This is a genomic window from Kribbella sp. NPDC050459 (genome assembly GCF_040655315.1).
Taxonomy (GTDB): Bacteria; Actinomycetota; Actinomycetes; order Propionibacteriales; family Kribbellaceae; genus Kribbella.
This window is the reverse complement of sequence record NZ_JBFAJQ010000001.1, coordinates 927286-954046: the sequence shown is the minus strand read 5'-3', so window position 1 is coordinate 954046 and position 26761 is coordinate 927286. Positions and strand designations below refer to the sequence as shown.

The following is a 26761-nucleotide window of genomic DNA, read 5'->3' as shown; positions in this document are numbered from 1 at the left end:
CGCCGAAATGGCCCATCGACACAGGCCGCGAATGGCGTCCCCGCAGCGGTCCACCAGCGCGTAGCGTCGAAAGTGAACCAGCAGCTGTCTACCCCGAGGATCATCATGCGTGCCATCACCGTTCGGGACCCCGAGGCCGAGGACTTCGGGCTGTCCCTCACCGAGCTCCCCCATCCCCATGCCGCCGAGAACGACGTCGTCGTGCAGGTCCACGCCGCGAGCTTCATCCGCACCGAACCGCAGTGGCCGTCGACCTGGGTCGACCGCGCCGGTCGCGACCGCACGCCGAGCGTCGTCGGCCACGAACTGTCCGGCGTGGTCGTCGAGCTCGGCTACGGTACGACGGGCCTCTCGATCGGTCAGCGGGTCTTCGGGCTGACCGACTGGGCCCGCAACGGAACGCTCGCCGAGTACACCGCCGTCGAGGCCCGCAACCTGGCGCCACTCCCCGCCGACGTCGACCACGTCACCGCGGCCGCCCTGCCGATGCCCGGTCTGACGGCCTGGCAGGCCCTCTACGACCACGCTCACCTGCAGACGGGTCAGACCGTCCTCATCCACGGAACCGGCGGTTCCGTCGGCTCACTCGCCGTACAGCTCGCCCGTGAGACCGGCGCCCACATCATCGGCACCGGCCGGGCCGCCGACCGGAAGCTCGCCGAGAGCCTGGGCGCCCACGAGTTCGTCGACCTGGACAACGACCGCCTCGAGGACGCCGGTGAGGTGGACGTGGTGTTCGACGTGATCGGCGGCGAGATCCTCAACCGCTCCACCGCACTGTTGCGGCCGGGCGGCACACTCGTGACCGTCGCCGAGCCGCCGACCGTCCAACCCCGCGACGGCAGGGCGATCTTCTTCGTCGTCGAGCCCGATCGTGCACAGACGGCCCAGCTGGCCGCCCGGTTGCGCGACGGCCGGCTCGTCCCCCTCGTGACCGCGGTCCGCGACCTGGCCGACGTCCCGGCCACGTTCGGCAGCCGCGGCAAGACGATCGTCAAGGTCACCGCGGACTGAAGGATTGCGATTGCGGGCCCGTCCCCCTCCCCTGTGCTGCGACGGACCCGCAATCGGATTGTGGGTTGCGGTCACGCGACGGCGGACCGATGCCGGCGACGGCAGGCCAGCACCGTGAGAATCCGGCGTTTGCGCTCGATCACGGCCGTCAGCTGCTCGCGGTTGGCCTGTCGGCGCGCCGTCCGCAACTCGTCCTCGACGGCCTGCAGGGCATGCAGCAGTTCACGAACGGTACGGGGATCGGAATCGCGCATGACGGCCTCGGCAAGCTCGAAGAATTCGGCGCCCGGCTGTCTGAGGCTGAACCACTATGACCGGACGAACGTGTTCTGGGCAAGCCCCGTCCGGAAGATTCTTTTCCTGCTGGACGACCCCGGACGGTCGGTGCTATCCAGAAATGGTCCGAGGGAATTGCCATGACCGATTCCGGCTCGCCGCCGAACACCAGGCACGACCAGCTCGCCCGCGACCTCAGCGAACTGGCTCGTGACCTGCACCGCGCCGACGCGCCGGACGACGTACTGCGGGAGGCGGTGCAGGCGGCGCTCGAGCTGGTGCCCGGCGCCCAGGACGGCTCGATGACCACGATCGTGGTCGGCAAACTCGTGTCCCACAAGGCCGAGTCCGGCACCCTGCCGATGCGCGTCGACGCCCTGGTGTCGGAGCTCGGCGAAGGCCCGTGCCTGGACGCGCTGCGCGATCACAAGGCGGTGGTTCGCGTCGACGACATGCGCACCGAGTCCCGGTGGCCGCAACTGGCCCCACGGGCCGCCGAACTGGGCGCGCTCAGTGTGCTGACGTTCCCGCTGTTCTCCAGGGACGACAACCTCTGTTCGCTCAACCTGTACGCCGGCACCGCGCACGCGTTCTCCGAGGAGTCCGAGCAGATCGGCTGCCTGATCGCCGTCCACGCCGCGGTGGCCTACGCGGGCGCCCAGCGCACGGAGAACCTCCTGGCCGCCCTGGAGACCCGCGACCAGATCGGCCAGGCGGTCGGCCTGCTGATGGAGCGCTACTCGATCACCTCCGAGCGCGCCTTCAGCACCCTGGTCCGCTTCAGCCGCCAGACCAACCGCAAACTCCGCGACGTAGCTGCTGAACTCATCTTCGACGCCGAGGCCGGCGCCCACCGGTAGTCAGATCGTGGTGACCATGCCACCGTCGATCAGCACGTCACAGCCGGTCATGTTGCCTCCGGCTCCGGAGGCGAGGACCAGCACCAGCTGCGCCACCTCCTCCGGACGAGTGAATCGTCCGGTCGGTGTACCGGCGACTGCCGCGTCCCGGACCGCGGTGGGATCGAGTCCCTGGGCCCGGCCGACGGTCTCCGCGACGCCGCCGGGGCCCAGCCAGAGCGCGGTTTCGACCGGTCCCGGACTGATGGTGTTCACCCGGACACCAGCGGGCCCGAGCTCCTTGGACAGCGACTTGGAGAAGCTGCGCAGCGCGGCCTTCGCCGCGCTGTAGTCGATGACGCCGGGATCGGGCAGCGTGGCGTTCACCGAGCAGATCGTGACGATGGCGGACGGCGCACTCGCCACCAGGTGCGGCACCGCGGCCCGCGTCGCACGCACTGCCGACAGCAGGTTCACTTCCAGCGCCCACTGCCACTCCGCGTCCGTGACCGCGAGGAAACCCTCGGTGCGCGGGCGTACCCCGCCCACGTTGTTCACGAGCACGTCGACGCCACCGAATCGCGCCACGGCCGCACCCACCAGAGCCTCGCATCCGGCCGCGGTGGTGAGATCGCCCAGCACGACCTCGACCTCACCGTCCTTGGCCAACGCATCCAGTTCCGGCGAACCGCCGAGCGCGCCGGCGGCGACCCGCATGCCCTCGCCGAGCAGCGCCTGCGTGACCGCAAGACCGATGCCCTTGCTCGCGCCGGTCACCACTGCCGTCCGGCCGGCCAGGTCGAGCTTCACAGGGACTGCTCCTTCAGCCAGGCCAAGCACGCCGTGGCGATATCGGACCAGCCGGAGTCGACGACGAGCGAGTGGCCGCGGTCCGGGAAGGTCCGCAGGTCGGTGACGGCGTCGGAGTGGCGGTACTGCTTGAGCGTCGCGCGGGTCACCGACTCGGGGACGGTGTGGTCCTTCCCGCTGGCGATCAGCAGCAGCGGCCCGCGCTTCTGGTTGCCGGTGTCGACCTTGGCCGGCGAGTGCGGGTTGAAGTTCGCCGACGCCGCCTCGAACAGCGGCCGGCCGGGCGCCGGAATGGTCCAGCGCTCGAACAGCAGGTCGGACTCCTCCCGCGAGACCGCGTTGCCGAACGCGAACCGGAACTGCTCGGCGGTCAGCGAGACGGCCCGGTGCTTGTTGGCCGGGTTCTTGAACACCGGCAGCGTGGCCCGCAGCGCGGACAGCGGGACGGGCAGCACACCCTTGATCTGGGCGGCGTCGATCGCGATCGCCGCCCTGGCGCGGTCCTGCCCGAGCAGCTTCTGTGCGACCATGCCGCCGAACGAGTGCCCGATCAGGATCGGCGGCTCGGGCAGCTCCTCGATGACGGCGGCGAAATGCGCCACGACGTCGTCGATGCCGTGATCGCCGATCGCCTCCGGGTCGCGCCGGGACGCCTCGACGGTCGGGCCGTCGCCGGGCCAGCCCGGCGCCGCGGGCTCGTACCCTTCGGTGCGGAATCGCGTGAGCCACGCGTCCCACGACGTCGCGTGCAGCCAGAGTCCGTGGATGAAGAGCACCGGTGTTCCCACAGTCGTCCTCCTGGTCGGTCCCGAGGTGCTGGACACACCGCGTTGGAACCGACGTTAGGACGTCCGGGCCGCGGCCGTCTTCAGTCGAATGACTGTGCCTGCCTCAGCACGTGCTCCGGAGCACCGGTGAGTACGCCGGCGAGCTGCTGGCGGCTGGTGATGCCGAGCTTCGGAAAGATCCGGTAGAGGTGCGAGCCGATCGTCCGGTGCGACAGGAAGAGTCGCTGGGCGATGTCCCGGTTGGACAGTCCCCGGGCGGCGAGCTCGGCGATCTGCGCCTCCTGCGGCGACAGCTGCTCCCGGCCACTCGACGTCGGCTGCCAGCCACGCTCTCCCGTCGCCCTCAGCTCCTGGTCGGCGCGAAGCGCCCACGGTTTGGCACCCAGCGCGTCGAAGGCGCCGCGCGCCGCCCGGAGCGGATCGCGGGATTCGGTCACCCGCCGCCGGCGGCGCAGCCAGGAGCCGTACGCCAACTGCAGGCGGGCCTGATGCCACGGGAACGGCCGGCTCGCACCGTCCAGCGCGCCCCGAAACAACTCCTCGGCCGATGCGTCGTCGGCCAGAACCGCGCGGGAGTACTCCAGAGCGATCGTCGTACCGACGGCCGGAGTGCCTCGCGCCGCCCGTTCGACGGTGCCAGCCAACGACCTCGCCTCGTCCCGGCGACCGGCCCGTACGGCGGCCTCGGCGAGGTAGCTGACCGTCCACAATTGCTGAACGCGCTGATAGGCGGCGTCGGTCGGTACGAACACGCGGAGCATCTCGCCGTACGCCTGCTCGGCACGCTCCGCGCCGAGTTCGCCGAGCCCGCGGACCAACTGAGCCCCCGCGAGCAGGGACGAGCTCGCGTTCGGCAGTTGCAGAGCGGTGCGCTCGGCGTCGGCGAGCAGGGCGTGCCGGGGGTTCCAGCCGCCGCCGATCGCGTCGATCAGTGCCGCCGCGATCCGGGCAGTACCGGCCCACACCCGCTGGCCGGTCTCGTCGGCCAGGCGCATGCTCTCGGCGGCGGACCGCGACGCGTCGAAGACGCCCAGGTTGATCTCGGCCCAGGCGCGGATCGCGAGTGCCTCGGCGAGCAGGCTCAGCCGCCCGTCCGCGCGCAGCTCGTGCACGGCCACCGACAGGAACGACTCCGCGCGCACGAAGTCACCGGCGCCGAAGGCCGCGATGCCGAGCAGGGCCGCGGGTTCCGCGCGGCCACCGCCGTCCGCGGGCCACAGTTCGAGCTGCTCGATGATCGGCGCGCTCGATTCCAGCGACTCCGCGAGACCGAGCACCGCCAGCAGCCTGGGGTCACCGGCAGCCAGCGGAACCTCCCGCGCGGCGCCGACGATCTCCCGCCGCACCGACTCGCCCGGATCGCGCCACCAGACCCTGCGGGCGGCCCCGAACAGCAACTGCATGGCGAGTTCGACGTCGTCCTCGGCGGTCGCCTGCCGGGCCAGATCGACCAGGTGGCGGACCTCCGCCGGATCGCTCGTGGCGCCGTCGTGGAAGACACCCATCAGCCAGGTGAGGCGGGACCGATCTCGCGGTCGAAGTGCCATCCGCGTCACCCGGGCCTTGATCTGTTCGACCTGGGTGAACCTGCCGAGTTCATAGCCCAGTTCCGCCGCACCCAGCAGCCGGGCCGCCTGGTCCTGGGGATCGGGGCTCAGAGCGGCCGCCCGCTCGAGCCGCGCCAGCGCCGTGGCGTACGCCCCGCGCCGGCGGGCTTCGCCGGCCGCCCGCTCGAGCTCTGCGGCGATGGGTTCGTCGCGGCCGGCCACCGCGCCGGCCCGATGCCAGATCGCGCGGTCGGGCTCGGCGGACAGAGCGATCGCGAGGGCGGCGTGTGCTCGCGTACGGCGGTCCGCGGACATCACCTGGCGCAGTGCCGACCCCATCAACGGGTGCCCGATGGCGTACGTCGACTCGGCGATCGTGAGAAAGCCGAGCTCGACGGCCGGTAGCGCCGTACCGCGGTCGACGGCGACGCCGGACAGGATCGCCGCCGCGGCCAGGACCTGCTCGATGTCGTCGCCGTCATCCAGCGCGGCCACGTCGAGGACCGCGCGAGCGGGCGGTTCCAGTTCGTCGGCACGGGCTGCGAAGGCGCGCTCCAGGCGAGCCGTCATCGGCAGGTCGTCGTCCACCTCGGTCCACGCGTACATCCCGGACTGCCAAGCGGCGCCGAACTCGACCAGCGCCAGGGGATTACCCGCGGCGTGGCCGAGAACCCGATCGCGCAGCCCTGGCGCCAGATCGGGAGCTCGCGACCGCAGCAACACCTGCGCGTCCGCGTCCGGCAAGGCGCCCAGCTCGATCCAGCTGACGGTCTGCTCGTCGCCGAGAAGCTGCGATGCGGAGCGAGAGGTACACAGCAGCACCACCCGCTCCGCCGCGACACGACGGGCCACGAAGGCGAGCGTGTCCACACTGGGCCGGTCCATCCAGTGCAGGTCGTCGAGGCTCATCAGCACCGGCGCCTGCCCGGCGCACTCCACCAGGAGCTCCAGGACCGCGAGCGACGTGAAGAACGGGTTCACCTGGCCTGCTTCGACCATTCCGAAACAGGCCAGCAAGGAGTCGCGCTGCTGGGCCGGGAGAGTGTCCACGTGCGACAGAACCGGGCGCAGCAGTTGATGCAGACCGGCGTAGGGCAGGTGGGTCTCGGACTGGTTGCCGTGCGCGCGCAGAACTGTGAAGCCCCGGGACTCCGCGTGCTCGGCGACGCGCGCCTGCACCACGCTCTTGCCCACTCCCGGCTCGCCGCTCAGTCCGATCGCGAAACCGCCGGCCTCCACCTCGTCGAGCCTGGCCGTCAGCCGACCCAGGATCTGGTCGCGTCCGAACAACTGTTCGTCGTCGGTCGCGGCCATGAGTAGAGCATGAGTCCCCCGCTGCGATCCGTCCAATCATCTGCTCGGGCGCCGGGTGCCCGGGGCTACACTCGCCGCCATGAGCGGGACGCGGGTGGCGATTGCGGACGACGACGTCCTGCTACGGGAAGGGATCGCGAGTCTGCTGGCAGCGTCGGGATTCGACGTGGTCGGGCAGGCCGGAAACAGCCCGGAGCTGCTGGACCTGGTCCGCAGCCGGCGTCCGGAGCTGGTCGTCGTGGACATCCGGATGCCGCCCGGCCACGCGACCGAAGGGCTCGAGGCCGCCGAGGTGATCCGTCGCGAGCGCCCGAAGACCGCCGTCCTGCTGTTGTCGGCGTACGTGGACGTCGAGCAGGCCGTGCAGCTGATGGCCGCCGGTCACGGAATCGGGTATCTGCTCAAGCGCCGGGTCACCGACGTCGAGGAGTTCCTCGACAGCGTACGGCGGGTCGCGAACGGGGGCTCCGTCGTCGATCCCGCACTGGTGCAGGAGCTGGTCGACGTCCGGCGCCGCCACGACCCGCTCGCCTCCCTCAGCGACCGGGAACGTGAGGTGCTGGCGCTGGTCGCCGAGGGCCGCTCCAACGCCGGCGTCGCCCGGCGCCTGTGGGTCACCGAGGGCACCGTCGAGAAACACGTCCGCAGCATCCTCACCAAGCTCGACCTGCCGGAGACCGACGACGACCACCGTCGCGTCCGGGCGGTCCTGGCCTACCTCCAGGGCGACCGTCGTACGGCGGACGACCGGTGACGGAGCTGTTCGCACCGGCGACCTCGGGGTGACCGGCCGATGACCGGCGGGGTCTCGCGTCGCGTGATCGTCGCCAGTGCGCTGCTGGTGCTGCTCGTCGGCGCCGGGTTCGCCGTGTTGCTGCTGTCGGTCCAGGATCTGCGCGACTCGGAGCGCCAGGCTCGGCAGGCGGCGGCGGTGCTCGCGGCCGCGAACCAGGTCGAGCGCTCGGTCGTCGACCTGGAGACCGGCCAGCAGGCGTTCGCCATCACCGGCGAGGAGCAGTTCCTCGCGCCGTGGCAGACCGCGCGGTCCCAGCTTCCGGACCGGCTCGCGGCGCTGGAACGCGTGGTCGCGGACGAGCCGGCGCAACGCGCCAGCGCCGAGGAGATCAGCCGCAGCGCGACGTCGTACCTCCGCGACTACTCGGAGCCGCTGGTCGCAGCGATGCGCGGTCGTCCTGTCTCGACGCCGTCGCAGGCCGCGACCACGGAGGGCCAGCGCCGGGTCGACGCGATCAGGACCGTCCTCGACGGGTTGATCACGACCGAGCGAGGTCTCTCGGCCGCCGCGCAGGCCCGGTCCGACGCCGCAGCCGGCCGGGCGGTCATCGCGGCCGCGACCGGGCTCGTCGGATCGGTGCTGCTCATCCTGGGATTCACCTGGTACCTGTCCCGCGCCGTCGTCCGCCCGGTGCTGATCACCGCCGCCATGGCCGACCGGCTCGCGGCGGGCGACCTCGCCGTTCGGGTGCCCGAAGACGGAGTCGGCGAGATCGGCGGTCTGGAGCGCACCTTCAACAGCATGGCCGCCTCGCTCGACCAGGCCCGTACCGATCTGGCGTCCTCGCGAGCCCGCCTCGTGGCGTCGGCCGACGAGACCAGGCGGCGGATCGAGCGCGACCTGCACGACGGCATCCAGCAACGACTGGTGACTCTGGCCCTTGAACTGCGCACGGTCCAGGCCGGCCTGACCGGCGACCAGGTCGACCTGCGGACCCGGCTCGACGAGATCACGGACGACCTCGGCAGCACCCTCGACGAACTGCGGGAGATCTCCCACGGCATCCACCCGGCGATCCTGTCCGACGGCGGCATCGGTCCCGCGGTGAGGATGCTGGCCCGCCGGTCCGCGATCCCGGTCGAGGCGGAGGTCACCGTCACGGAGCGCCTCCCACCGGCTGTCGAGTCGGCCGCCTACTACGTCGTCTCCGAAGCACTCACCAACGCCGCGAAACACGCGGATGCTTCCGTCGTGTACGTCGACGTACGGCTGCTCGACGGCTCGTTGCGGCTCGCCGTCCGCGACGACGGAGCCGGTGGGGCCGACCCGGCGAACGGATCCGGCCTGATCGGGCTCACCGACCGCGTCCAGGCGCTCGGCGGCACGCTCACCGTCGACAGCCCGGCCGGCCAGGGCACCACCCTGCAGATCACGTTGCCGGTAGCCCCTGAGGAGATCTCCAGCTAGCAGGAATGCCACCGCGGCCGGACCCTGCGACCCTGGTGGCATGCTGCGTTGCGCGATCGTCGACGACAACCGGCGTTTCCTCGACGCCGCACGCGGACTCCTGGAACGCGAAGGCGTCGCGGTCGTCGGTACGGCGACGAGCGGCGCCGGCGCCGTCGACCTGGTCGAGGACTCGCACCCGGACGTGGTCCTGGTGGACATCGACCTCGGCGCGGAGAGCGGCTTCGACATCGTCGCCCGGCTGCACCGGCTGAGCCCGCCGCCCCGGGTGATCCTGATCTCGACGTACGCCGAGCAGGACTACGCCGAGCTGATCGACGCGAGTGCGGCGATCGGCTTCGTGCCGAAGACGCGCCTGTCGGCGGTTGCCATCGGCAATCTTCTCCGGCGCGCCACGCACTGAGGCCGCCGGGTCGGTGACGACCCGGCGGCCTTGGTGTTTCCCGGCCGGCCTATCTGCGGGCGCGGCGGACGACGGCGTCGAAGCCGGCCGCCAGCAGCAGGACCGCGCCGGTGACCACCCATTCGTAGCCGGCCGAGTTCGCGCCCTGGATCAGGTCGCTCATACCGTTGATGATGACCGCGACGACGAGACCACCCAGGACGGCGTCGATCACGCGGCCGCGCCCGCCGAACAGCGACGTACCGCCGATGACCGCGGCGCCCACCGCCAGCAGCAGCGTGTTGCCCGCGCCGGCGTTCGACTGGACGGACTGCAGCAACGAGGCCGCGACGACACCGGAGACCGCGGCCATCCCGGAACAGATCACGAACACCGAGATGCGGATGCGGGACACGACCACCCCCGCGCGTCGTGAAGCCTCCTCGTTGCCGCCGACGGCGTACACGTGCCGGCCGTAGCGGGTCCGGCTGAGGACGAGGTGCCACACCGCGAACAGCACCACCAGCAGGACGACGACCCACGGCATCCCCTGCGCCTTGTTGGTGAAGAACGCGTTGGTCGTGACGTTGCGGTTGACGCCCATCTCGAAGGTGAACGCCGCCCCGAGTGCGGCCACCACGGCGACCTTGACCGCGATCACGGCGTACGGCGTGCCCGGGAGCCCGGCCCGCCGGGCGGTCCGTGCGTCGGCCAGTTTGAGCGCGGCGTACCCGATCACGAACACCGCCAGCAGCGTCCAGCCGAGCCAGAGCGGCAGGAAGCTGTTCTCCAGGCCGATCAGTGGCGAGCCGGCCGGGAGCGTCACCGATCCCTGGCCGCCGACGATGATGAGCGTGACGCCCTGGAAGGCCAGGAAGGTGGCCAGCGTGATGACGAACGACGGGATGCCGATCCGCGCCCGCAGCCAGCCTGTGCCGAAACCGACCAGCATGCCGACCGCGAGCCCGGCGACCGCCGCGATCCACCACGCGACCCCGTGCCGCAGGATCAGGATCGCCGTGATCGCCGAGCACAGCCCTCCCGTCGTACCGGCGGAGAGATCGATCTCGCCGAGCAGCAGGACGAACACCAGGCCCATGGCCATCACGATGATCGGCGCGGCCTGGATCACCAGCGCCTCGAGGTTGTAGGCGCTGAGGAATCCCTGGTGCACGATGGCGAAGAACGCCGTGATGACGACCAGACCCACGAGTGCGGGAACGGCGCCCAGCTCGCCGCCCCGCAGCCGCGCGACATAGCCCCTCGCGTAGGCGCCGACACCTGATGAGCCGGCCGGCGACTCGTGGCGCTGCTCCGCGCCGCCGTGTTCCAGCAGTTGCGCGTTCACAGCGTCGCTCCCGCCTGCGTGGGCGACAGACCCAGCGCGCCCGATCGACCGGTCGTGATCAGCTCGACCACCTGCGTCTGGGTCACCTCCGCGCGCCTGACCTGCGCTGCCGTCCGGCCGAGGAACAGGACGGCGATGGAGTCGGCGACCCGCAGTACGTCGTTCATGTTGTGCGACACCAGGATCACCGCCACGCCCTGCTCCGCGAGCCGGCGGACGAGATCGAGCACCTGCGCGGTCTGGGCGACGCCGAGTGCGGCGGTCGGCTCGTCGAGGATCACGATCTTCGACTGCCACAGCACCGCCTTGGCGATCGCCACGGTCTGCCGCTGGCCGCCCGACAGGCTCGCCACCAGCTGGCGCGCCGACCGGATCGTGGTCACCGACAACGAGTCCAGTGCCTGACGGGCCAGCGTCTCCATCGAGTTCTCGTCGAGCGTGTGCAGCCGCGTGAGGTGCTCGCGGCCGAGGAACATGTTGCCGACGACGTCGAGGTTGTCGCACAACGCGAGGTCCTGGTGCACGATCTCGACGCCGAGCCGCGCGGCGTCGCGCGGCTCGGCGACGCTGTGCGCCGTACCGTCGAAGAGCAGCTCCCCCGCGTCGATCCGGTGGATGCCGCCGATGCACTTCACCAGCGTCGACTTGCCGGCGCCGTTGTCGCCGACCAGGGCCGTCACCTCGCCCGCCTTCGCGACGAGGTTCACCGACGACAGCGCCTGGACCGGTCCGAACGCCTTGTCGACGCCCCGGAGCTCGAGAGTAGGAACAGTAGTCATTCCAGTAGTCATGCCGTCCCCCTACGGTGTGTGGATGCCGTTGGCGGCGCACAGCTGCTGCAGCGCCGGCGTCGGGCAGACGGACGCGGCGGTCTCGTACCCGTCGGTGACCGGGAGCGCTACGTTCGCCTTGGTGATGACGGTCGGGTTCGCCAGGTACGACGGGATCTCACGGCCGGTCGTCGGGTCCTTGGTCGTCGTGGGAGCGGTCGGCTTCTGACCCGCCAGGATCTGGGCCGCCAGCTTGATCGCCACGTCCGCCTCACCGGCGACCGGCTTGTAGATGGTGAAGGCTTGGGTGCCGGCCATGATGTTGTCGAGACCGCCGGCGGTGGCGTCCTGCCCGGAGACCGCGACCTTGCCCGCCAGGCCCTGAGCCTTCAGGACGTTGATGACCGACTGCGCCATCGTGTCGTTGGCCACCATCACCGCGTTGATGTCGGGGTGCTGTCCGAGCATCGTGGTGAACACCGTCTGCGCGGTGGCGGCGTCCCAGTTGCCGGTCTGGTCGGCCAGCTTCTTCCAGCCTGGTTGCTTCGACAGCACCGAGTTGTAGCCCTCAGCGAAGAGCGTCGCGTTGTTGTCGGTGGGTGCGCCGTCGATCTCGACGTAGTTGACCGAGCTCTTGCCCTTCACCTGCGGTGCCTGCGTCAGTGCGGTGCCCTGGTCCTCGCCGACCTTCACGTTGTCGTACGAGACGTAGTACGACGCGCTGCCGCCCTGGGTCAGCCGGTCGTAGTCGATGGTCACAACGTTGTGCTGCTGGGCGAGGGACTCGATCGCCTTGCCCGAGCCGGAGTCGAGGTTCACGACCAGCAGGACGCCCACGCCGGCGTTGATCAGCGCCTGCGCCTGGGCCTGCTGCGTGGTGGCGCTGCCGTTGGCGTTGTCGATGTAGCAGGTGAGCTTGTTCGCCGCGCACTGCTGCTTCAGTTCGGTGGGATCGGCCGACACCCAGCGCGGCGACGACGCCGTGTCGGGGAGCAGGATCCCTACCTTCGTGTTCGCCGGCGCGGCGCTGCCGGTCGACGTGCTGTTGTTGCCACAGGCGGTCAGTGTGGCCATCAGCGCCAGGACCGTTCCGGCCAGCGCTACCGCCCTCCTTGGTGTTCGCATCGGTGCGTCCTTTGATCGTGCGAGATGGAGCCCGTCGTACTCCGAGAGCCGCAGTACTCCGTCAGCATGCGTTCGAAGGGCGGGTGAATTCGTCGCTGCAGGCACCCAACTCCGGCTTCCAGCTAGCCGGGTACGCGACCGGCCCACCGAGCGAGGACCCCCCTGCCAGCGGTAAGAGCGGGATTGCAGTCAGCGGGAGCCGATCGGCTCGAGCGCCGCGAACTCGTGCTTCCGCCAGAGCAGGCGGGAGGCTTCCTCCGGGTACGCCGTGACGGTCGACGGCGCATCGAAGAGCCGCGTCAGGCGACGGTCGACGTCGTACGCCGGCCACCCCGGATCGCCGTGCGTGGCGAACGCGGTCCACGCCGAACGGAACTGCGCGGACAGGTCGATCGCCTCCGCGGACTGCGGATCGCCGATGAGCATCGCCGGCTGACCGCTGGTGAGATTGCCGAACACCAGCGGTACGTCGAGTCCGTGGCAGGCACCGAGGGCCAGTGCCTGCCAGGTCAGTTCGTACAGATGCGCCCGGCCGCCACCGGCGACCTGCGCCTCGGCCAGTTGCAGGCTCGGCATCCGGAACAGCCAGTCCGCGTTGACCAGTTCGTACAGCTCTTCGTCGGAGGCGGCCGGGTACGCGTCGCGGTACCGGTGAGGCTCTGGCGCGAGCATCCGCAGGGCAGTCTCGGTCTGCTCGCGGGTGACCTGGCCGAGGACGCCGTCGATCAGGCTGAACAGCCGATGCTCGTCACGGGTGTGCCCGGCCAGCAACTCGATGTCGCGCGCGGCGCCGGCGGCCAGCGCCTGCCACGGCGCCACCGGAAGAACGTTGCCATCGACAACTGGTGCGAACGGGATCGGCCGGTGGGTGATCGATCCCCACCGCTCCCGCCACGCGGCCATCTTCGGCAGGATCGCATCGCCGGCCTCGGGCAGTCGGGCGGGAGGTATCGCGGACAGCGCCTGCGCTGTCGGCCGGACACCCCACTCGCCGGCCAGAGCGACGGCGATCTCACCTGCCAGCTCGGCGGAGAAGAACGTGCCCGGCACACTCTGCGCGATCGCCCGGCGGAACAGCCCCGCGGCGCGCGGCATCGCGAGCAGCGCCGCGACCGAGCCGCCGCCGGCCGACTCCCCGAAGATCGTCACCCGATCCGGATCGCCGCCGAACACGCCGATGGTGTCCTGCACCCAGCGCAGCGCGGCCACCTGGTCGAGCAGTCCCCGGTTGGCCGGCGCTCCGTCGAGCTGCGTGAACCCCTCGATCCCGAGGCGGTAGTTGACGGTGACGACGACGACACCGTTCGCGACGAGGTGCGTGGCGTCGTACTCCGGAAGGCTCGAATTGCCCAGTGCATAGCCGCCACCGGGGATCCACACCATGACCGGGAGCCGGGCCGCGAGATCCGGCGTCCACACGTTCAAAGTCAGCCAGTCGTCACCGGCGGCAGCCTGAGCCGATCCCAGCAGACCGGACTGCGGTGGCGGCGGACCGTACGTCGTCGCCGGCCGGACGCCGTCCCACGCGCGCACCGGTTCAGGCGCCTGGAATCGAAGCCGGCCGACCGGCGGCGCGGCGTACGGGATGCCGCGGAACACCAGCAGCCCGTCCGCACTGCTGCCGCGCAGCACACCGCTCGCCGTACGTACCTCCCGGCCACTACTCGCCTCACCGGCCACCTGCCGAGCATCACGCCACCTGTCCACCGAGAGCAAACCAATAAGCAGGGTGGCGCTCTGCCTCGTAAAGACCTTGCCAGTGGGCGGTGGCGGGCGTTCACTGAAATGGACATGTTCGCGGACCCGGGGGGTCGGGGGCGGCGCCGCGGGTTCGAGGCCGGGTGGGACCGGCCTTGAGGGGGGAGGAAGACCGTGCCGAATGCATTTCTGGACAAGGTTTCGCTGGGCAGGGACTCGTCGGGACGACCGTTGGTGGTCAATCGCCGCACGATGGCGATGCTCGAGGCCGCCGAGCGCAAACTCGGGCGCAAACTCGTGATCGTGCAGGGATCGTTCCTGGCCGGGAAGGCCGCGAAGCGCTCCGGCCCGACGCACAACCGGGCCGGCGTGATCGACATCCGCACCAAGGACCAGACGCCCGCACAGCAGGCGCAGACGCTGCTCGAGCTGCGCAAGATCTCGTTCGCGGCGTTCCACCGGACGACGAAGCAGGGCTTCGCCGACCACATCCACGCCGTGGCGATCGGCGATCCCGGCCTCGACCCGTCCGCCGCTCGGCAGGTGGAGGCGTACAAGAACGGCCGGGACGGGCTGAAGGGCAACGGACCGCTCGACGGGCCACGGGTGAAGATCACGGTGTTCCCGTTGACGATGCCGGCGAGCATCGCCCCAGCCGTGCGCGCCGCACGACCTGTCGTGCATCTGGCGTCGGTGCAGGCGCAGTTCCGGGCCGGCGGCACCAAAGCACTGCCTGACGTGAAGACCATCCAGCTGGCACTCAACGCCCGGCTCAAGCTGACCCTGCTCGTCGACGGCAAGGCCGGCAAGTTCACCCGGGAGGCCTACAAGAAGCACCAGAAGGCGATCGGCAGCGCGCCCAAGTTCATCGACGGCATCCCCGGCCCGAAGGACCTCACCAACCTCGGTCTCGGCCGCTTCCAGGTCATCTGAGCAACAGATCCTGGTGCCAGCTGTCGACCAGACGGACGAACGCGTCCGGACGGTCGTGGTGCAGGAAGTGGCTGGTGCCGGGCCAGACGACGACGCGGGATCCAGGAGGAAGGGCACACGTCAGGTCCCACGCCGCCATCGACGGTGTCGGCCGGATGCACAACACCGGCTGCGTCAGTCGCGCGACCGTCCTCGCGGCGGCCGGGCGAGCACCGAACGCACCTGGATCGGTGTACATCCCGGCATAACTGGCAGCCAGAACCTGACCCGGCGTACGCGACAACTGTTCGCGTACGCCGGTCGGCAGTGGGCCCAGCTGCCGTACGGCGGCGGCCGCGCCGTCGCGCCGGAGCTCGGCCAGCCGCCGGTGGAACGTCGCGGCCTCGGCCTCGTCAGCGCCGTACGCCGGATCGACGACCACCAGCGCGCGAACGAGGTCGGGATGATCCAGGGCCAGCCGTACGACGATCTGGCCGCCCATCGAATGACCGACCGCGACCACCGGCGCGAGCCCCGATGCGCGCACCAGTGCGGCCAGATCCCCGGCGTAGTCCGCGGGCCGGTAGCCGTCGGCCGGGACCGGCGACCGCCCGTGCCCGCGCAGGTCGACCGTCATCACCCGCCGGCCGGCGAACCGGACGGGCTGCCACGCGCGGCCGTCCCCGCCCCACCCGTGCACCAGCAGCATCGCGTCGCGGTCGTCGCCGCCGGTGACGACACTGTGCAGGGTTTCGACATCGGGCTGCATGAATGGCAGCATAGTTAACGTTTTCTATCCCCAGCTGTCCACTGCCGCGGCAGAAAGTTTCGATCCGGGAGGAGCACGTCCAGGTGGCCCGAACGACCTCCGGCCGACGGCCGACCGTCAAGGACGTCGCCGCGTCCGCCGGCGTCAGCGCCACCACCGTCTCCCGGGTTCTCGGCGGCACCTACCCGGTGAGCGCCTCCACCCGGAACCGGGTGCTGCGGGCGGTGCGCGACCTCGACTACGTCATCAACGCCCAGGCCCGCGCTCTCGTCGGCGGTTCGACCCGCACGGTCGCGTTCATCGTCCGCGACCTGGTCGGCCCGCTGTTCGCCTACATCGGTCAGGGCGTCGAGCTGCAGGCGACCGCCGAGGGCCGGGTCTGCCTGGTCTGCACCCATCACGGCGACCCCGATCGCGAGCTCGAACTCATCGAGCTGATGCGCCAGCAGGGCGCCGAGGCGGTCGTCCTGGTCGGCGGCGGGCTGCGGACCGAGGCGCACGTCCGCCGGATGGCCGAGATCGCGCACTCGCTCGACCGCGCCGGGTCGCGCCTGGTGCTGTGCGGCCGACCGCCGATCGGCGCGGACGTCCCGGCGACCGTCGTCGAGTACGACAACGAGGGCGGCGCGTTCGCGGTCACCGACTACCTGATCTCGCTGGGCCACCGCCGGATCGCGTTCGTCGGCGCCGGTGAGCGCGAGCACACCACGACCGGGGCGCGGCTCAACGGGTTCCTCGACGCCCACGCCACCCGCGGACTCGAGGTCGACCAGGAACTGGTTGTCAGCGGCAACTACGATCGCGAGTCCGGCTATCGGCAGACCAAGATGCTGCTGGACCGGCGTGCGGGGATGACGGCTGTCGTCGCCGTCACGGACGTGGTGGCCAGCGGCGTGCTGGCCGCGCTCCGGGACGCCGGAGTCCGCGTCCCGGAGGACGTCTCGGTCGTCGGGTACGACGACATCCCGCTCAGCGGCGACCTCGACCTGACGACCGTGCACCTCCCCCACGAGGAACTCGGCCGGGCCGCCGTACGGCTCGCGCTGCACCGCGACGAGTACGCGCTCGACCAGCACCTGAAGCTCGGCACGCATGTCGTCATCCGGTCGTCCACCGCGAAGAGGGAGTCATGACAGAGTCAACGCCGGGGCGCCGCCGGCCCTCCACCGGCCCGACGCTCGCCGACGTCGCGGCCCACGCAGGCCTCTCCCCCGCGACCGTCTCCCGCGTCCTGGCCGACAACTACCCCGTCTCCCGGTCGGCACGGCAACGCGTCATGAACGCGGTGCGGGAGCTGAACTACTCCGCGAACACGCACGCGCGAGCGCTCGCCGCGGGAGCCCGGTCGAAGACGATCGCGTTCATCCTCGCCGACGTCCGCGGGCAGTCTTTCGCCGATGCCGCCCACGGTGTCGAGCAGGAGGCCGCCAAGCAGGGCTGGCTGAGTCTGATCGGCACCACGCAGGGCGATCCGGACCGGGAGCTCGCCCTCGTCCAACTGATGCGCGAACAGCGGGCCGGTGCGGTCGTGCTGATCGGCGGCATCATGGAGGACGCCGCCGACTACCGGCAGAAGCTGACCGAGCTGGCCCGGTCGCTGCACGCGGCCGGATCGCTGCTCGTGCTGTGCGGACGCCCCTCGCTCGGCGACGACGTGCCCGCCGCGGTGATCGAGTACGACAACGAGAACGGCGCCTACGCGCTGACGAGTCATCTGCTGTCACAGGGCCATCGGCGCATCTTGTTCCTCGCCGGACCGGAGCGGCAGAGCACCAGCAACGAGCGGCTCGCCGGGCATCGCAGGGCGCTGTCCGACTTCGGCGTACCGGACGCACCCGAGCTCGTGGAGCACGGCGTCTTCACCCGCGCGTCCGGCTACCAGTCGATGCGCCGCGTCGTAGCCGCCGGCACCGACTTCACCGCCGTGTTCGCGGCCACCGACGTCGTGGCCGCCGGGGTGTACGCTGCCGCGGCCGAGCACGGGCTGACGATCCCCGGCGACCTGTCCGTCGTCGGGTACGACGACGTCGAGCTCGCCCAGGACCTGCGCCCCCGGCTGACCACGGTGCACGTGCCGTACGAGGATCTCGGGCGGACGGCCGCGCAGATCGCCGTCGACGACCAGCACCTGCAGCCGGGCTGGACGGGCGACCACCGGCTGTTCAAGACCCACGTGGTGATCCGGAGCTCGGTCACCCGGCCGGAATCACCCCGCCAGGTCGACGGGAACCGCGGCTGATCCGTCCAGGACGACGGCCAGTGCCGGCCCGACCGCGTCCTCGGTGTCGGGCCCGACCTGCACGCACGGGATGTCGTGCGCCGTGAGATAGCCGAGTTGCGCGGCGGTGAACTCGGCGCCCAGCCCGATGACGCCGCGCGTGCCGCGCGCGAACACCTGCTCCAGCCAAGCCCTCGGCACCGGCGATCCCGGCGCGACCGTCGTGACCACGACGGCCAGCCCGGGCTCCCGGACCCGCTCGGCGAGGCCGGCGAGAACCTCGCCGGCCCAGCTCCGCTCACGATCCGCGACGACGACGTCGACCAGCGCCGACTCCTCCCGCCGTACGCCGGCCGCGGCCTTCTCCACCGGGTACCCGAACCGCCGCAGCGCCTCGCGCACCCGGGCCCGCGTCGCCGGCGCGACGTCCGGATAGGCCCGGAGCACCTTCGACACCGTCGACACCGAGACGCCGGCCTCCCGGGCGACGACCGCGAGCTTCCTCCGTGGGGCGGTCATCGACGCTCACTGACCCTTGAGGTACGCGTTCGCCTGCTTCTCGAGCTCCGCCTGGAGATCGGCCAGACCGGCCTTCTCGACCGCCTTCTTCAGCGCGTCGAGGCCCTTGTCCACGTCGACCGCGCCGATCCACAGCGGGTTGCCGTACTGCGTCATCGCCGCGCTCACCTGGCTGTCCTGCCGCTTCACCGGCGTCACGTCCGGGACGAACGACGCGTACGGGTCGACCGTGAAGTTGTTGTAGTCCTGCGCCCAGTCGAACCACGCCTCCTCGGTCGGCGTGATGCCCTTGATCTTCAACTCGAGCTTCTGCCGCCAGCACAGGGCGTACCCGGGGAAGCCGTACTGCGAGAGCTGTTCGAACTTGTCCTCGCCGACCGGCTTCCAGTCCGTGCCCTCGATGCCGTAGCTGATCAGGTCGTGGTTCTCCTTGATCGAGACCCAGTCCTCGAGCTGCATCGCCCGCTCGTTGCTCTTGCCCTTGACGTTCAGGACGACGAAGTTGTCGGCCTGGAACGTCTGGTTCGGTTTCGCTCTCTTGCCGCCGGCCAGCGGCATGACGTTCGCGATCTGCGCGGCCGGCACCGCCTTGCGGAGCGGGGTCAGCGACTGCGACGACAAGCCGTCGGTCATCGCCCACCGGGTCGCGATCCGGCCGGACTCGAACTGGGTGCCGATCGTCGAGGAGTCGACGTTCAGCGCGTCTTTGTTGATGATGCCGTCCAGGTAGTACTTGCGGACCCGCCGCAGGGCGTCGACGACCCCGGGCGCCTCCCAGAACGGGATCGGGTGCGCCGAGCCGGTCGTCTTCCCGTCCTGCGCCAGGTAGAACGGGAACGAGCCGCCGCTGAACGACTGCACGCTGACGTGCGGGTTCTCCCAGTCGTGCTGGTTCAGCCAGCCGACCGGCGCGAACGCGACGAGCAGCTTGGGCATGTTCGAGGAGATGCCGACCGGCGTGACCTTCTCCTTCTGCTTGACGTCGTACCAGTACTTCTCCAGCTGGTCGAACGTCGTGATCTCGCCGATGCCGAGCTTGTCGGCGAGGTCCTGGCGGACGGTGAAGTGGTGGAACCGGGCGGCAGAGTTCACCTGCGGGATCCCGTACAGCTTGCCGGACCACTTGTTCTGCTCGAGCAGCTGCGGATCGAGCGTCTTGCTCAGGTTCGGGTACTTGCCGATCAGGTCGCCGACCGGGACCAGCGACTTGCTCGCGACCAGCTGGAGCATGTTCAGCCAGCGGGCCTGCAGGGCGGTGTCGAAGGTGTCGCCCGCGGTGAACTTGAGCAGCGACTGCTGCTGGTAGTTCGACCAGGCGACGAACTGCGGCGCGATGGTGAAGCCGAGGTCGTTCTTCAGCTTCTCGTTGACCTTGGCCAGGACGGTGTCCCAGCCCGGCTTCGCGTCCCCGGGGAGCAGTACGGTCAGCGTGTCGGCGCTGTTCTTGGTACCGGACGACGAGTCGCCGCAGCCGTTCAAGCCGAGCAGGGCCGCGATGGACAGGCCGCCGCTCGCGGCCAGGAAGCCGCGCCTGCTGAGGCCGGCTGGAGATGTGGCGGGCACGATGCCTCCAGAAAAGTAGTGCCTGAGGTGGGGGAGGGAGCCGTCAGCCCTTCGTGGCTCCGAGGGTGATGCCTTTGACGAAGTAGCGCTGCGCGAACGGGTACGCGAGCAGGATCGGGCCGATGGTCACGACCGTCAGGGCGAGCCGGAGCTGGTAGACCGGCGTCGATTGCTCCGCGGCCGTCGGCAGCATCTGCGAGAACGACACGTTCGAGATCAGGTTCTGCAGCAACAGCGGGAGCGGGTACTTGTGGATGTCCGACATGAACAGCAGCGCGGTGAACCATTCGTTCCAGTAGTGGACCGCGTAGAACAGGCCGACCACCGCGAGGATCGGCTTCGACAGCGGCAGCCCGATCCGGAAGAAGATCTGCATCTCCCCCGCCCCGTCGACCCGCGCCGAGTCGAGGATCTCCTCCGGCAGCTGACGGAACGCCGAGACCTGGATGAACACCAGAAACGGTGCCACCAGCAACGGGAGGATGACGGCGAAGTAGCTGTTCTGGAGCTTCAGGTATTGCGTGACGAGCAGATAGAGCGGTACGAGTCCGCCGCTGAACAGCATCGGGATGTAGGCGAACACCGACAGCGGCCTGCTGATGTACGGCAGCCGGCGCGCGATCACCCAGCTCAGTCCGGACGTGCAGGCGAGCGCCAGCGCCGTACCGACGAGCGTGATGAACACGCTCGCGGCGTACGCGCTCAGCAGCGTCGGGCCGGTGAAGATCAGGTCGTACGCCGCGGTGGAGAACGGTCGCGGGACGACGCTGTAGCCGGTCGTCGCGAGCGTCTGCTCGTCGGTGAACGACCCCGACACGATCATCCAGAACGGCACCAGGCAGACGATCATGAACGCGGTCACGCCGATGACGCTGAACACGGTGAACGCCTCCGGCCGCCGCCGCCGGCGGGTCGCCGTCCGGGCGGACGTCTTGGCGAGGCTCGAGGTCAGGGCAGTGGTCACAGCAGGCTCGTTTCCTTCGAGTACTTGCGCTGGATCAGCACCGCCGTCGCGACCAGGACGAACCCGACGACCGACTGGAACAGGCCGATCGCGGCCGTGGTGCCGAAGTCGCCGATCTGGCGCAGCGAGCGGAAGACGTAGGTGTCGATGACGTCGGTGGTCGGGAACAACGTGCCGTTGTCGCCGACGATCGCGTAGATCGTGCCGAAGTCGCCGTAGAAGATCCGGCCGACGCCGAGCACGAGCAGCACCGCGGCCGTCGGCTTGAGCAGCGGCAGCGTGATCCGCAGCGCCATCTGCGCCCGGCTCGCGCCGTCGATCTGACCGGCCTCGTAGACATCCTCGGGGATGGACGTGATCGCGGCCAGGAAGATGACGCTCAGATAGCCGCCGAGCTGCCAGACCTTCACCACCGTGAGGATCCACGGCCACGGCCCGGGCTCGGTGTACCAGCTGACGGTCGGCAGGCCGAAGCCTGCCAGCGCGTCGTTCACCGCGCCGCCGGATCCGGCCGGGCCGGACAGCAGCACCTGGAGCATGATCGCGATCACGACCGGCGACACGAAGTACGGGAAGAAGATCGTGGACTGGGCGACGCGCTTGAAGTACCGGCCGCGCAGCTCGTTGAGCATGATCGCGAGCGTCACGCCGGCCGCCAGCGTCGCGGCCAGGAACAGCACGTTCAGCAGCAGCGTGTTCACCAGGATCCGCTGGGCGTCACCGGAGCTGAAGAAGTACCGGAAGTTGTCCAGGCCGTTCCACGCGCTGCCGAAGATGCCCTTGCTGATGTCGAACTCCTTGAAGGCCACCACCAGGCCGGCCATCGGCGCGTAGCTGAACACCAGGAAGAACGCCACGGCGGGCAGCGCCAGCACCGCGAGCCACAGATTGCCCCGCAGAGTCGCACGACGGCGATCTCTCGTCCGGTCGGACACGGCGATCTCCTTTCTCGAATAGAAAGCGCTTTCCATCTGGCCGTGACCGTAGCTGCGGCGATCGAAGGGTGTCAAGGCCTGGGCGGCGTAGGCATCGTTGTCCTGCCGGTCACGCGCCGCGGTCGAGGTCGGCGAGCCCGACCGGGTGCCGCAGCGGTTCGCCGGCCAGGAACCGCGCCAGCTCGTCCGCGACACAGGCGCCGAGCCGGGCCAGCTCGTTGCCGTGCGATCCGGCGACGTGCGGCGTCACGAAGGCGTTCGGCAGCCCGAACAGCGGCGAGTCGGCCGGCAGCGGTTCGGGGTCGGTGACGTCGAGGACCGCCGAGAGGCGCCCGGAGCGCAACTCCGCGATCAGCGCGTCGGTGTCGACGAGCTGCCCGCGGGCGGTGTTGACGAGCGTGGCGCCGTCCGGCATCAGGGCGAGCTCCGCGCGGCCGAGCATCCGGTACGTCTCGGCCGTCGCCGGTGCGTGCACGCTGACCACGTCGCTCGAGGCGAGCAGCGTCCGCAGGTCGACGAGGGGTACGTCGAGATCGTCCGCGTACGGGTCGTACACCACCAGCTCGACGTCGAACGGCCGCAACAGGTCGATCACCTGACGGCCGATCCGCGACGCGCCGATGATGCCCACGGTGCGCTGGTAGTTCCCGACGCCGGGATGGATGAACCCCAGCTCGAAGAAGCGTTCCCGGCGATAGCGTTCCCGGAACCCGAACGCGCCCTTGCCGGCCAGCAGGATCGCGGCGAGCGCGAACTCGGCGACCGGTACGGCGTTGGCGGCGGCCGCCGACGAGACCGCGATGCCGCGGTCCCACACCTGCGGGGACAGGTGGCCCTTCACGCTGCCGGCCGCGTGCAGCACGGCACGCAGCTTCGGCATCGCATCGAGCGCCGGCCCGTCGATCGCCGGGCAGCCCCAGCCGGTGATCAGGATCTCCACGTCCGCCAGCCGTGACCCCAGCCGCGGGTCGTCGAAACAGTCCACGATCAGCGCCGGGTCGAACGCGACCAGTTTGCCGACCCGGCGGCGGACGGGGTCCGGGAACAGCGACGGCCAGTGCACTGCGGACATGGCGATGACGGCCGCCGGTCGATCGGACACGGGTACCTCCAGGAGTCTGAGCGCATCGAGAGCGCTTTCTGAAGCACGCAGGAATCTGTGCCTCAGCGTCGCATAGCAAACGTTGTCTTTGAGGTTCGGAAAATTTCGGACCGGGCTGCGTTCTTGGCCGCGGCCGACGGCGATGCCAGGCTCCCGATCGCGCCGAGACCGACGACCTGGGAGTGCAGCGATGGCTGATCCGGACCGAGTTCCCCCGCCCCGACCGACCCGATTCCGCGGCAGCCTGCTGGTCGCTACGGCGGTGATCGCGGTCCTCTGCGGCCTGCTCGGCACGCCGTCCGCTGAGGCGCGCGCAGAGTCGTATCCGCTGCCCACCATCGAACGAGTGACGTCGGCCGCCGGGTTCGTGCATCCCGGTATCGCGGTCAGCGCGTCCGCGCTCGAACGGGCCCGCGCACAGGTGCAGCAGGGCGCCGAACCATGGGCGTCGTACTACGCCGCGATGGTCGCGACGTCGTACGCGTCGGCGGCGTTCAGCTCGAGGAACGCCGGCCCGGGCACCGACCAGCCGGCGAACGCCGCGTTCAACTCCCAGGGCGTGCAGTCGCTGTTCATCGACGACGCGTTCCGCGCGTACACGCAGGCGATCCAGTACGTCGTCACCGGCGACCCGGCGTACCGCGAGAACGGGCTGCGGCTGGTCCGGATCTGGAGTCACATGGATCCGGCCAAATACGCCTACTACCCGGACGCGCACATCCACAGCGGACCGCCGCTGATGCGGATGCTCGCGGCGGCGGAGATCCTGCGGTTCACGAGCGTGAACCCCGGGACGACCGGCTACGACCTGCGCTGGAACGCCGAGGACACCGCGAACCTGACCGCGAACCTGATCGAGCCGATGACGCAGACGTTCCTGTACCGCAACCGCAACTTCATGAACCAGCACAGCTACTCGCTCGTCGGCGCGATCGCCGGCTACATCTTCACCGACAACCTCCCCCGCTACCGCGAGGCGGTCGAGTGGTTCTCGGTCAACGCCACCAACCCGGACGACGACACCAACGGCGCCCTCAGCAAGGTGATGCCCGTCATCGCCGCGAACGACCCGCGCAATCCGTACCGCCGCACGTTCGTCCAGCTCCAGGAGATGGGCCGCGACCAGGCGCACGCGTGGGACGACGTGACGATGCTGACCCAGCTGGCCCGGGTGATCGACGTCCAGGGAACCCGCCTCGATCCGGTCCGCGGCACGCCGTCGACGCGGCGCGACGCGGTCTCGCCGTACGTCTTCGGCGGCTACCGGCTGCTGCGTGGGTCCGAGCAGTTCTTCGCGTTCATGACGGGCAAGGACGTCCCGTGGATCGACACCACCCAGCGCGGCGGTGTGCTCTCGCAGGCCTATCGCGGGCGGCTGTTCGACCCGACGAACGAGCTGTACCACCTCTACAAGGACCTGCTCGGGCCGGCGATCTCCACGCTCGCGCCGAGTATCACCGAGTTCGCGACCACCCAGGAGGGCGGCCCTCGGTTCTTCTGGGGCACGTCGCCGTACAACTACTGGAACAGCAACCCGGACTTCAACCCCGACGCCTGGCTGTCCTTCCCCGCCTCGGCCGCCTTGCCGCCGGTGCAGCAGGACGCGTTGGTGCAGGCCGAGACCCGCACCGTGCCGGTCACGCCCGGGACCTCGGTACGGCAGGAGGACGGGCGCACGTTCGTCCGGATGAAGACTCGAGCCACCCTCGCCGTTCGCACCTTGATGTACGCCGACCGGACCGGGTACAGCCCCGTCGGTGTCCTGATCCGGACGAACGGTACTGCGACGCTGCAGATCCGCAAGGAACGACCACTCGCGCCCTACTCGACGGTGACGCTGCCGGACACGCACGGGCAGTGGCGCTACATCACCTACGACATGAGCACCAGCAAGCTCCGGGGCAGCGCCGGCGGCGAGAACCTCGCGTACTACACGATCCTCAGCTCGCCGGGCGTCGACGTGGACGTCGATGCCGTCAACCTGCAGGCCAAGACCCAACTCACGCCGCCGCAGTTCCCGCAAGGCACCGACGTACGCCTGCTCGCCGTCGCCGGTGAGCAGCTGACAGCTCCACTGGCCGCCACGGACCAGGACGCACTGACGTACGCGGCGGGCACGACGCTGCCCGCCGGCGCGAGTCTCGACGCCGGCACCGGGACGCTCACCTGGAAGCCCACGTCGCAGGAGGTCGGCGAACATCAGACCCTCGTGGTGGCGTCCGATGCTGCCACCGATGCCGTACTGCGCGTCCGGCTCACCGTCAGCCCGGATCGGCGTGGCGCCGTCGACGCCGCCCTGGACGGGTACGATCCCGACGCCCAGTACGTCGAGGCGACGAAGAAGGCTCTCGAGCGGGCGAAGGCGGTCGCCGAGTCGCATCTGGACAGTGCGGACGCGGCGACGTTCGCGGCCGATCTGACCGCCGTCCAGGCCGCGGTCGCCGGGCTGGAGAAGCTGACGCCGACCATGGCCGACGACGGGTCGTTCGACTACTACGGACGCGCCACCTCGGCAGCACTCTCCCAGATTGCCCTGGGCAACCTACTCGACGGTGACTTCAACACCTTCTCCGGGGACCTGCGCGCACCTGCAGTCATCGACTACGGGGCCGGCTTCCGGGTCCGGTCCGACGCGTTCGGTCTGCAGGCGCGCTACAACTTCGCCAACCGGTCCCAGGGCGCCAACGTGTACGGCTCGAACGACGGCCGGACCTGGACCCTGCTGACCTCTCGCGAGACCACCGACACGTCCGGCAACGGCTTCGCCCTGGAACGGATCCCGGTCCGCGACGAGGTCAAGAACCAGAGCTTCCGGTTCCTGAAACTTCAGGTCGACCACCCGGGCGTACCGACCGACCCGGCGTACCCCGGGCTGTCGAGCTTCAGCGAGTTCCGGATCTACGGCGAACGCGTCGAGATGAGTACGGCGTTGAACGCGGTCTCGATCGCGTCGAGCAACACCGACCCCAAGGTCGCGCAGAACGGCGACAAGGTGACGCTCACCCTGGCCGCCACCGAGCCGCTGGGCACGGTCACCGCGACCATCGAGGGCGCCGACGCGCAGGTCGACCACACCGATCCGGCACAGTGGACCGCAACCGTGACGCTGCCGGACAACGCGGCGTACGGGCGGGCGCTGCGCTTCACCGTCGACTACACGACGGCCGCCGGACGTGCCGGCGCCACGGTCGTCGACACCACCGACGGCACCGCGCTCCAGCTCTGGAACACCGCAGTTCGTACAGTCGCCGTCGATCCGAGCTGGGTGACCGCGTCCAGCCCGGCCTTCCCCGGCGTCGGCACGCCGGAGGCGAACGGCCGGCGGATGTTCGACGGCGACCTCACCACCTTCACCGACACCACCAGCGGCAACGGCTGGGTCACTGTCACCCCGCCCGCCGGCACGTCCCTCGACTTCGACACCGTCCGGGTGCACCCGCGGAGCAACTTCCCGGCCCGCGCCAACGGCGACCTCGTGCAGGGGTCCTCGGACGGCGGCGCCACCTGGACGACGCTCGCCACCATCACCGGCATCACCGACGGGAACCAGTGGTACGCCTTCCCGCTCGCGGCGCCCACCTCGCAGCCGATGCTCCGGATCTACGACGGCCACGGCGGCTTCACCAATCTCGCCGAGGTCCAGCTCCTCGACGCCCCCTGACCGG

23 protein-coding genes are annotated in these 26761 nt (G+C 70.2%); 10 read left to right on the top strand and 13 right to left on the bottom strand.

Annotated elements, in window-relative coordinates:
• The first annotated feature begins 105 nt into the window (after window positions 1-105).
• From AB0I12_RS04415 to AB0I12_RS04405, 3 genes are all read left to right on the top strand, one after another.
• Window positions 106-1014 carry an NADP-dependent oxidoreductase gene (locus AB0I12_RS04415; RefSeq protein ID WP_359924406.1) on the top strand — a complete coding sequence of 303 codons (909 nt, stop codon included), beginning with the start codon at window positions 106-108 and terminating at the stop codon, window positions 1012-1014.
• Between the two features lie 89 nt (window positions 1015-1103).
• Complete coding sequence (locus AB0I12_RS04410) at window positions 1104-1328, top strand: hypothetical protein (RefSeq protein WP_359924403.1); 225 nt, start codon at window positions 1104-1106, stop codon at window positions 1326-1328.
• A 102-nt stretch (window positions 1329-1430) separates the two neighbouring features.
• Complete coding sequence (locus AB0I12_RS04405) at window positions 1431-2150, top strand: GAF and ANTAR domain-containing protein (protein ID WP_359924400.1); 720 nt, start codon at window positions 1431-1433, stop codon at window positions 2148-2150.
• Here AB0I12_RS04405 and AB0I12_RS04400 read toward each other — a convergent pair whose 3' ends face one another.
• From AB0I12_RS04400 to AB0I12_RS04390, 3 genes are all read right to left on the bottom strand, one after another.
• Complete coding sequence (locus AB0I12_RS04400; protein ID WP_359924397.1) at window positions 2151-2939, bottom strand: SDR family oxidoreductase; 789 nt, start codon at window positions 2937-2939, stop codon at window positions 2151-2153.
• The gene (locus tag AB0I12_RS04395; protein ID WP_359924394.1) at window positions 2936-3727 is read right to left on the bottom strand and encodes an alpha/beta hydrolase; all 792 of its coding nucleotides are present in this window, start codon (window positions 3725-3727) and stop codon (window positions 2936-2938) included. The genes AB0I12_RS04400 and AB0I12_RS04395 overlap by 4 nt, the downstream gene beginning before the upstream one ends.
• An 80-nt stretch (window positions 3728-3807) precedes the next feature.
• On the bottom strand, window positions 3808-6588 hold the full coding sequence (locus tag AB0I12_RS04390; protein ID WP_359924391.1) for an AAA family ATPase: 2781 nt from the start codon (window positions 6586-6588) through the stop codon (window positions 3808-3810).
• A gap of 79 nt (window positions 6589-6667) precedes the next feature.
• Here AB0I12_RS04390 and AB0I12_RS04385 point away from each other — a divergent pair, with 79 nt between their 5' ends.
• The 3 genes from AB0I12_RS04385 to AB0I12_RS04375 are packed head-to-tail and all read left to right on the top strand — an operon-like array spanning window position 6668 to window position 9194.
• Window positions 6668-7342 (top strand): response regulator transcription factor, encoded by a 675-nt coding sequence (locus tag AB0I12_RS04385; RefSeq protein WP_359924388.1) that lies wholly within the window; start codon window positions 6668-6670, stop codon window positions 7340-7342.
• A 39-nt stretch (window positions 7343-7381) separates the two neighbouring features.
• Complete coding sequence (locus tag AB0I12_RS04380) at window positions 7382-8791, top strand: CHASE3 domain-containing protein (protein ID WP_359924385.1); 1410 nt, start codon at window positions 7382-7384, stop codon at window positions 8789-8791.
• Window positions 8792-8831: 40 nt separating this feature from the next.
• Window positions 8832-9194, top strand: a complete 363-nt coding sequence (locus AB0I12_RS04375) for a response regulator (RefSeq protein WP_359924382.1) — start codon at window positions 8832-8834, stop codon at window positions 9192-9194.
• A gap of 49 nt (window positions 9195-9243) precedes the next feature.
• Here AB0I12_RS04375 and AB0I12_RS04370 read toward each other — a convergent pair whose 3' ends face one another.
• From AB0I12_RS04370 to AB0I12_RS04355, 4 genes are all read right to left on the bottom strand, one after another.
• Complete coding sequence (locus tag AB0I12_RS04370) at window positions 9244-10521, bottom strand: ABC transporter permease (RefSeq protein WP_359924379.1); 1278 nt, start codon at window positions 10519-10521, stop codon at window positions 9244-9246.
• On the bottom strand, window positions 10518-11300 hold the full coding sequence (locus AB0I12_RS04365; RefSeq protein WP_359924376.1) for an ATP-binding cassette domain-containing protein: 783 nt from the start codon (window positions 11298-11300) through the stop codon (window positions 10518-10520). Before AB0I12_RS04365 ends, AB0I12_RS04370 begins: the two co-directional genes overlap by 4 nt.
• A 21-nt stretch (window positions 11301-11321) precedes the next feature.
• On the bottom strand, window positions 11322-12416 hold the full coding sequence (locus AB0I12_RS04360) for a substrate-binding domain-containing protein (RefSeq protein WP_359924373.1): 1095 nt from the start codon (window positions 12414-12416) through the stop codon (window positions 11322-11324).
• Window positions 12417-12605: 189 nt separating this feature from the next.
• Complete coding sequence (locus AB0I12_RS04355; RefSeq protein ID WP_359924371.1) at window positions 12606-14096, bottom strand: carboxylesterase family protein; 1491 nt, start codon at window positions 14094-14096, stop codon at window positions 12606-12608.
• 192 nt (window positions 14097-14288) lie between these two features.
• Here AB0I12_RS04355 and AB0I12_RS04350 point away from each other — a divergent pair, with 192 nt between their 5' ends.
• Complete coding sequence (locus AB0I12_RS04350; RefSeq protein WP_359924369.1) at window positions 14289-15047, top strand: peptidoglycan-binding domain-containing protein; 759 nt, start codon at window positions 14289-14291, stop codon at window positions 15045-15047.
• On the opposite strand, the gene AB0I12_RS04345 is transcribed toward AB0I12_RS04350, so the two are convergent.
• Window positions 15040-15795: an alpha/beta hydrolase gene (locus tag AB0I12_RS04345; RefSeq protein WP_359924366.1), complete on the bottom strand. Its 756-nt coding sequence runs from the start codon at window positions 15793-15795 to the stop codon at window positions 15040-15042. The genes AB0I12_RS04350 and AB0I12_RS04345 overlap by 8 nt on opposite strands.
• 83 nt (window positions 15796-15878) lie before the next feature.
• On the opposite strand from AB0I12_RS04345, the gene AB0I12_RS04340 reads away from it, so the two are divergent.
• Entirely contained in the window at window positions 15879-16928 is a 1050-nt protein-coding gene (locus tag AB0I12_RS04340) for a LacI family DNA-binding transcriptional regulator (protein ID WP_359924363.1), read from the top strand.
• Window positions 16925-18034 carry a LacI family DNA-binding transcriptional regulator gene (locus AB0I12_RS04335; protein ID WP_359924360.1) on the top strand — a complete coding sequence of 370 codons (1110 nt, stop codon included), beginning with the start codon at window positions 16925-16927 and terminating at the stop codon, window positions 18032-18034. Before AB0I12_RS04340 ends, AB0I12_RS04335 begins: the two co-directional genes overlap by 4 nt.
• Here AB0I12_RS04335 and AB0I12_RS04330 read toward each other — a convergent pair.
• From AB0I12_RS04330 to AB0I12_RS04310, 5 genes are all read right to left on the bottom strand, one after another.
• Window positions 18002-18532 (bottom strand): LacI family DNA-binding transcriptional regulator, encoded by a 531-nt coding sequence (locus AB0I12_RS04330; protein WP_359924358.1) that lies wholly within the window; start codon window positions 18530-18532, stop codon window positions 18002-18004. The genes AB0I12_RS04335 and AB0I12_RS04330 overlap by 33 nt on opposite strands.
• A gap of 6 nt (window positions 18533-18538) precedes the next feature.
• A complete protein-coding gene (locus AB0I12_RS04325) occupies window positions 18539-20095 on the bottom strand; it encodes a DUF3502 domain-containing protein (protein WP_359924356.1) in 1557 nt (518 codons plus the stop codon).
• Window positions 20096-20138: 43 nt separating this feature from the next.
• Window positions 20139-21059, bottom strand: a complete 921-nt coding sequence (locus AB0I12_RS04320) for a carbohydrate ABC transporter permease (RefSeq protein WP_359924353.1) — start codon at window positions 21057-21059, stop codon at window positions 20139-20141.
• Window positions 21056-21994: an ABC transporter permease subunit gene (locus AB0I12_RS04315; RefSeq protein WP_359924351.1), complete on the bottom strand. Its 939-nt coding sequence runs from the start codon at window positions 21992-21994 to the stop codon at window positions 21056-21058. The genes AB0I12_RS04320 and AB0I12_RS04315 overlap by 4 nt, the downstream gene beginning before the upstream one ends.
• A gap of 109 nt (window positions 21995-22103) precedes the next feature.
• Window positions 22104-23096 carry a hydroxyacid dehydrogenase gene (locus AB0I12_RS04310; protein WP_359924349.1) on the bottom strand — a complete coding sequence of 331 codons (993 nt, stop codon included), beginning with the start codon at window positions 23094-23096 and terminating at the stop codon, window positions 22104-22106.
• Window positions 23097-23286: 190 nt separating this feature from the next.
• Between AB0I12_RS04310 and AB0I12_RS04305 the strand changes: the two genes are divergently transcribed.
• Entirely contained in the window at window positions 23287-26757 is a 3471-nt protein-coding gene (locus AB0I12_RS04305) for a putative Ig domain-containing protein (protein ID WP_359924346.1), read from the top strand.
• Window positions 26758-26761: the final 4 nt, after the last annotated feature.